Source organism: Stenotrophomonas sp. NPDC077421 (assembly GCF_049545505.1).
In the GTDB taxonomy this organism is placed as follows: domain Bacteria; phylum Pseudomonadota; class Gammaproteobacteria; order Xanthomonadales; family Xanthomonadaceae; genus Stenotrophomonas; species Stenotrophomonas nematodicola.
Window position 1 is genome coordinate 1 of sequence record NZ_JBMWDP010000071.1, and the last position, 6,416, is coordinate 6,416.

Here is a 6,416-nt window from a genome sequence, read left to right on the forward strand (position 1 = left end):
TCATCCGCGTGCAGTTCCCAGGCCGAACCAGCCAGGGTGAGCAGCGCATCCCGCAGGGTCATGGGGCCGAGGTGCAGGTGGGCCGCCGACCGTAGCGCGTGCATCCTCGGGCATCGACACGTCGATGGTCTGCAACAGCAGGTCGCGCTGCGCTGCTGTCGGTGCCAGTTCCACGAGGGTGTAGCGGCCGTAGCGCACAACGGGGATGTATTCGGGCGCCTCGGGTACGGGTGCGGCCGAGACTTCCTCGATGGTGTCGGGCGCGACCGGCGCGCTCGTCGTCGCGCAGCCGCCAGCCAGCACCGACCAAAGCAGGCCGAGAAAACCCGCCAGCAGACGGCGTTCGGGATGGTGAAACCAAGGTGGAGAGGGGCACATGGCGCGTCGTCCTGAAACATCGAGCCCTCACCATCGCCGCTCGGGCCACGAGCGGCAGCAAACAATGCGAACCAGGCAGCGCCCGATTTCCCGGCAGCCTCCCTCCAAAGGAAAAGGCCCCCGAAGGGGCCTGTGAAAACGCATCGGGCTTCGCCCGATCAATCCCGAGCCAGCTTCAGGCCGGGATCGACCCGTGCCAGTTGGGTGTGCGACCAGCAGCGCACGAACTGCCCGTTCTCGCCGAGCGGCCGGTTCGCCACCGCCGCCGAATACTCGTCAGTGTCGCTGGTGTCGTAGCAGATGACCTTGATCTCGCCGCTGTCGCAGCGGATGGAGTGGATCTGGCCGTCGGTCATATCGACCACGACGACCTGCGGAACGAGGCCAAGTTCGCGGGCGGCCGACAGGATGGGGCCATATTCGGCGGCGTCGAAGCAGATGAACGGCCCTTCGTACCGGGCCTCTTCGGCCAGGTCCCTGGCCTTGTCGTAGTGGATACCCAGGTCGTATTCCTCCTGGGTGATCCTGACCTTGAAGACCGGCACGTTGGGGCTACCGGAGGCACCGATGCAGACGACCGCGACTTGCATCTCGATCTCACCGCCGTCGGCAGGTTCGGTCGAGGGGATGACGGCTCGGCCCGTGGGGGCGTCGTCTTCCATGCCCATGCGCTCGCGCATTTCGTCGATGAAATCCTCGGGGGCCATCAGGCCATAGCTCGCCAGGCGCAAGGGAATGTCCTCTGCACAGAGGTTGCCGTCCCCGATGCGTTGCTGCATGAAGGCGGCGATCTCGGCTTCGAGCGCATCGCTGTTAGTCGCCGAGGGCAACTCGGTCACCTCGATCGACCAAACATCCACCTTCGCGGCGGTCTCATCGATTAGCAACCTCTCGCCGATGGCGCGGACCCACATGCGTTGCAGCCGTGCCAGTATTTCCGACGCGGCCTCGCCGTTGAGCAAACAGGTCACGTCCAGCGTCAGGCGGGCCTTCACGTTTTCGGGCGTGGATTGGGTATGGGTGTTCATGGAAATCTCCTTGGAATGAAAAATGCGCAGCCACGTCCACGGAGACCGTGGGCGTGGCTGCAAGGTGGGAACAATGGAAAGCCGGCGGCGCGAGGCCGGCGTTGGCGTGGGGATCAGGCGGCGACCAGTTGCCGGGCCAGCGCGACCTCGACGGAATCACCGTCCTGGTTGAGCACATCCAGGCCCGATTCGGGCACGTCGCCCGAGGTGGACTGCGAGACCATGATCTTCTTGGCCATCAGCTCCAGGCAGGTCATCTGCGAGGAACCGGCGTAGCCGAGGTAGATCACGCGCACCGGCTGTTTCTGTCCGATGCGCCAGGAGCGGCGTGCCGCCTGCTGGAGCGAGTACACGTTGTAGTCCGACTGCATGAAAACGATCGTCGGGAAGTCCAACAGGTCCAAGCCCGTCTTGACCAGCTCGGGGTTGGTGATGAGCACGTCGATGCCACGGTCCAGTTGCTCGGCGATCCAGTCCTCGCGGCGGCTGGCGTCCACGCTTGCGCGCAGCACCGCCACCCGAAAACCTTCCTGCTCCAGCAGCACCTTCAAGCGCGACGTGGTGTCGCGCGTGCCGGTATAGACCGTGTAGGCCAGGACCTTGCGGCCCTGCGCCTTCTCTTCTTTGCAGATGTCGATCAGCTCGCGCTCTTTCGGCGTCACCTCAAACTCGTTGAACTGAGCCGGGACGAACGCCAAGGTGTTGCGCGTGCGCGGATGCACCACGGTTTCCGACCGGAAGCAGCAGTCCGGCCAGGCCAGCAGCACGTTGAGCACCACACCCAGCAGCGTCGTATCGCGTCGCGCCAGAGCCTGTTTCAGCTCCGCGGTCAGCCGACCCGCCAGGTCGCGGTAGGCCGCGGCTTGCGCCGTGTCCATTGCGACTTCACGGAACTCCTCGTCATACGGCGGCAGGACGTTGCCGCCGATGTCCTTGAGCTTGAGGAAGATCGTGAACGGCAGGATGCACCGCAAGACCCCTTTCGGCCCGAAGCCGGGAGCCTTGACCGTGCGCACCGATACCTTGGTGCCCCTGGCCGTCTTGTGCGCCGTGCCGGTGCTTTCGGAGTAGATGTCCTTGAGGACCCCGTGGTCCCTCATGAACGCCATGGCCGCCGAGGTCATGCTGCCGCTCGTGGTCGGGCGGTAGCCGTCTTCGATCATCCGCCCAGGCAGGGCTCGGAACAGCAGGTAGAACAGGTCGTCCCCGTAGCCGCCCATCAGCGTGCCTGTCAGCAGCAAGGTCTTGCGAGCCTTCGCCGCCAGCACGCCCATGGCCTGGCCCTGGGCACTGCCACCGTTCTTGTACTCGTGGGCCTCGTCCGCGATGCACAGGTCGAACGTGCCTTGAGGCAGGTAGCGCTTGATGAACTCGGACGGCTGGTAGCCGCCTTCGCCGAAGCCGAACTCCATGTTCGCCATCGCTCTTTCCATGCGATGCGCCTGGCGGTCAGAGAAGACCAGTTCGCCGTTGCCGTCCATGAGGTTGATGAACTCATGGATGTTGTCGCCCAGCATCGACGCGAGGAAGCCTTCGCCGAACTTCTGCATCAGCTTCTGCGCGGTGACTTCCCCGATCGTCGGGATGCGCTTGAGGGCTTTCAGCACGGCCGAGGACTGGTCGCTGCCGGACAGGCTGCGCGGGCGGATCAGCGTCCACAGGGGGGCGGCGCAATGGCTGCACTTCCTGCGGTATTCCTCGGCTTGGAGCGCGACCGGATTGACCGGCTCGCCGTCGAGGTCGGTGATGACCGTGCCGCAGTCCGGGCACGCCGCCACGTTGCCGTGACGGGTGCGCCGCTGGGTGAAGACGGGCTTCCAGTGGAACCCCATCCGCATCCTGACCCGGCCCAAGACGAAGAACTCCTGGCCCGTGGGCTGGACATTCAACTGCTCGCGCAGCTTGATGAGCTTGATGAGCGTGTCCGGCCCGTTGAGCACCCACACCTTGGCGCCTGCCACCGTCTCCTGGATCTCGCGCCGCCACTTGTAAACAAGGTGCGGCGGCGAAAGAACCAGGGTGCGGCGATAGCCTTCGGCGTTGAGCACGGCGGCCGTGGCGATGCCGACGGTCGTCTTGCCGCAGCCCATTTCGCCATTGACGATCGCGGCGCGTTCGCCACGGTCGATCAGCAGCTCGGCGGCGGCGTGGACGACTTCGGCCTGGGCCGGAAACAGCTTGCGCTTGAGGCTGGCGACGACGAGTTGCCGGTGCGCCTGCGGCTGGCCGTTATAGACCGGCGGGTTCGCGCTGTTGAGGGCGTCGAGCAGTTCGTCGCCGAACTCGCCGACGAAATCCTGAAGGCTCAGGGTCAGAGGGGAAGATTCCGCATCGAGCAGTTCGCCCTGTACGGGCGCGGCTTCAGCGGCAGTGGTTTCGAGATCGAGGGACATGGTGATGCTCCAAAGAAAATGGGGCATGCACCACCCCCGCGGGGCGATGGCATGCCCCGTGGTGGGATGAAGAGACGGCAGGCGGCCGTCGTCTGGGAGAGATCAGTACTCGCTGGGCAGCAGCAGCGTGGTCACGCTGCGATCCCATTCGGTGATAATCCAAAGCTGCAGGCCGGGTGCGACCTGGTAGGAAGAGAAAAGGCGGTCCTCGCCGGACTCTAGCGCGGCATCGTTCTGCCGCTTGTCGTAGTCGTCGAGGTCGCCCCAGTCGCCATTGAGGTGGCGGTGCAGATACGGCACCGGGTTGAGCCGGCCCTGCTGGACCAGGGCGTCAACGCCACAGGTCACGACGGTCTCGCCAGGGAAGAAGCGCCGGCTCGATGCTTGGCCGATGGGAAGTGCTTGGGCTGCCATGGAAAGGCTCCTTGAAGATGAAGGGGCCACGGCGCCCCCTCGGGGCGACTGGACCCCGGTGGGTGGAGGAAGCCGACGGTGACCGTCAGCGGTAGAGAAGCGATCAGCGGATGGTCAACACCTCGCCCCGCGTGGCGGAGCCGGGCGTCATGTCCCACGCGCGGATGACGGGCACGAACTTGTCGGTGAGGATGCGGGTCTCGGCGATGGAGCCGTCTTCGCGTTCGGTGAATTCCCGCTGGAGCGTCTTGTCCTTGTGGGTGTCACCTTTGACGACGAGCACGCGCCCGGTCTTGGAGCGCACAACCCCCGAGATCGCGCCCGCGGCCAGAGCCAGGGCGAGATGCCAGTGGGACAAGGCACGCGCCGGTGGACGCAGCGACTGCTGCGCGGCCCCCAGGTGCGTGTCCTGCGACGGCCAGAGGCCTTGCAGCCGGCCGACTTCATCGGCGAACTGCTCTGGCTCCATCGTCACGCGGAAGAAATGCTCCGGCTCGGCCGGACTGGCGGGGACGATGTACGGCAGGAACGGCCATTCGCTCGGCAGTTCCTCGGCTTCGACTTCACCAAGCCCGATCTGCAGCAGCAGATTGCGCACGGCCTTGAGACCATCGGGTGCCAGCTCGCGCTGGCGCACCCTGCGGCCGAAGATCACCACCTGCTTGAACTGCGTTTCCACCGCTCGGTAGATGCGTAGGTCCGTGTAGTGGCGTGTCAGCCAGCCGACCAGCTCGGCGTCGAGCACGTAGCCAGGGACGATGAAGACCAGCACGCCGCCATACTGCAATAGCGAGAGGCTGCGCTGATAGAAGAGCTTCTCGAAGCGGGCACGGCCCTGGCCCTGATAGCCGATGTTGCCGTTGACGTCCTTGGACAGATCGCCATACGGTGGGTTGAGCCAGAGCAGCCCGAACGACTGCTTTGAGATCATCGTGTCCATCAGGTCCGCGTGCAGGCAATGATCGACCAGGCCGCGGGCATGGCGTGCCCGCTCCGCGTCGAACTCGACGGCGAACGCCTTGGCTTGCTCGCGCCCGAGAGCATGAGCGGCTTCGGCGATCGCCACGCCTTCGCCGGCGCAGGGATCGAGGATGCACATCGGGCCATCGCTGGGCATCAGTGCGTTGAGGGCTCTTTCGAGCGTGGGTTCGTCGGTCGGGTAGTACCCGTTCTTGGAGAAATTGCGGGCGAGCCGCGGGAACATGAGGGCCATGGAAGTCTCCTGGTTGGCGGGGATGAAGTGCGAAAGCACGCCTTGGCGTGCTCTCGCGGGCGGGTCAAGCCGCTACCGCTTCCGGCGTCCAAATCTTGGCCGGATACGGATAGGCGGTGAGCACGTCACTGCGGATCAGGGAGCCCAGCGCCAGGGTCAGCGCCGGCACGTCGATGGCGAGCCGATGGCCTTCCAGCGACCCGAGGGCGAACGGAAGACGGGCCAGCATCTCGCGGGTCTGTAGCAGCTCCAGCACGGTTTCGCGCCAGTGGTCGAGCAGCGGCAGTGGGCAGGTGTCCCGCACCAGCATCCACAGGCGGTCAAGCCGGTGGGCGCTGCCCTTGGGCAGCAATGCCAGTGCGCTGGCGTTGGCCTTGTCGGGCTTGACGCAGCGGCGGTCGAACAGCCACACGTTGGACAGCGAACCGAACAGCGTTCGCCGGTAGGCGCGGGTCATGCGCTTTTCCAGACGATCGACGTTGCTGACGAACACCGGGACGCTGCCGCCCTGGTCGGTGATGACGTGGAACTGGTCCAGGCCCTGTTCGTCGCGCCCGAGGGTCAGACGAGCGAGGAACTGCTGGACGGCGGTGTCGCGCGCCCAGATCGACAGGAAGATCAGATTGCCCTGGTCATCGCCGACGCAAGCATCGGCCATCACGTCGGAGCATTCGTCGATGCGATACAGCGTGGTGGAAGAAGTGTTTTCGGGCATGGTGGTGTCCTCGGATGAACGGGAACAGCACCGCCCGCTGGGGCAAGTACTGCCCCAGGGGGTGGAAGAAAGCCGCTCAGTCCGGCTCGAACTGCCGGGTGTGCGGGTTGAAGTGAAGCGCCTCATCTACCGAAGTGATTGGCGTGAAGCCCTCCAGGTAGATGTTGTTGAGGTACTGGTCGCGGTGGGTCAGTGCCTGCCGTGCCTGTGCCTCGGTGAGGCCGTTGCTGATGAAGTACTCCAGCATTTCCTCGTCGGAAGAAACTTCGTCGTTG

The 6,416-nt window shown here is 65.1% G+C and carries 6 protein-coding genes and 1 pseudogene; all 7 read right to left on the minus strand.

Going from position 1 to position 6,416, the window contains the following annotated elements; all coding sequences use genetic code 11:
• Positions 1-378, minus strand: a pseudogene (locus ACPEH1_RS20295) (integrating conjugative element protein pill, pfgi-1); the annotation flags it as partial.
• A 158-nt stretch (positions 379-536) separates the two neighbouring features.
• Entirely contained in the window at positions 537-1,406 is an 870-nt protein-coding gene (locus tag ACPEH1_RS20300; protein ID WP_003821092.1) for a hypothetical protein, read from the minus strand.
• A gap of 113 nt (positions 1,407-1,519) precedes the next feature.
• Positions 1,520-3,799, minus strand: coding sequence for a helicase-related protein (locus tag ACPEH1_RS20305; RefSeq protein WP_423716302.1), 2,280 nt, complete (start codon positions 3,797-3,799; stop codon positions 1,520-1,522).
• A gap of 102 nt (positions 3,800-3,901) precedes the next feature.
• On the minus strand, positions 3,902-4,213 hold the full coding sequence (locus ACPEH1_RS20310; RefSeq protein WP_003821089.1) for a hypothetical protein: 312 nt from the start codon (positions 4,211-4,213) through the stop codon (positions 3,902-3,904).
• A 103-nt stretch (positions 4,214-4,316) separates the two neighbouring features.
• Entirely contained in the window at positions 4,317-5,450 is a 1,134-nt protein-coding gene (locus ACPEH1_RS20315; RefSeq protein ID WP_255632234.1) for a DUF6094 domain-containing protein, read from the minus strand.
• Positions 5,451-5,490: 40 nt separating this feature from the next.
• A complete protein-coding gene (locus ACPEH1_RS20320) occupies positions 5,491-6,141 on the minus strand; it encodes a hypothetical protein (RefSeq protein ID WP_003821087.1) in 651 nt (216 codons plus the stop codon).
• A gap of 76 nt (positions 6,142-6,217) precedes the next feature.
• Positions 6,218-6,416 (minus strand): hypothetical protein (locus tag ACPEH1_RS20325; RefSeq protein ID WP_423716303.1); only part of this gene is annotated, 199 nt, incomplete at its 5' end.

Bases quoted from the DNA above. Each gene is read 5' to 3' on its own strand.
- ACPEH1_RS20305 (WP_423716302.1), bottom strand. From the start codon at position 3,799: ATGTCCCTCGATCTCGAAACCACTGCCGCTGAAGCCGCGCCCGTACAG.
- ACPEH1_RS20300 (WP_003821092.1), bottom strand. From the start codon at position 1,406: ATGAACACCCATACCCAATCCACGCCCGAAAACGTGAAGGCCCGCCTG.
- ACPEH1_RS20310 (WP_003821089.1), bottom strand. From the start codon at position 4,213: ATGGCAGCCCAAGCACTTCCCATCGGCCAAGCATCGAGCCGGCGCTTC.
- ACPEH1_RS20320 (WP_003821087.1), bottom strand. From the start codon at position 6,141: ATGCCCGAAAACACTTCTTCCACCACGCTGTATCGCATCGACGAATGC.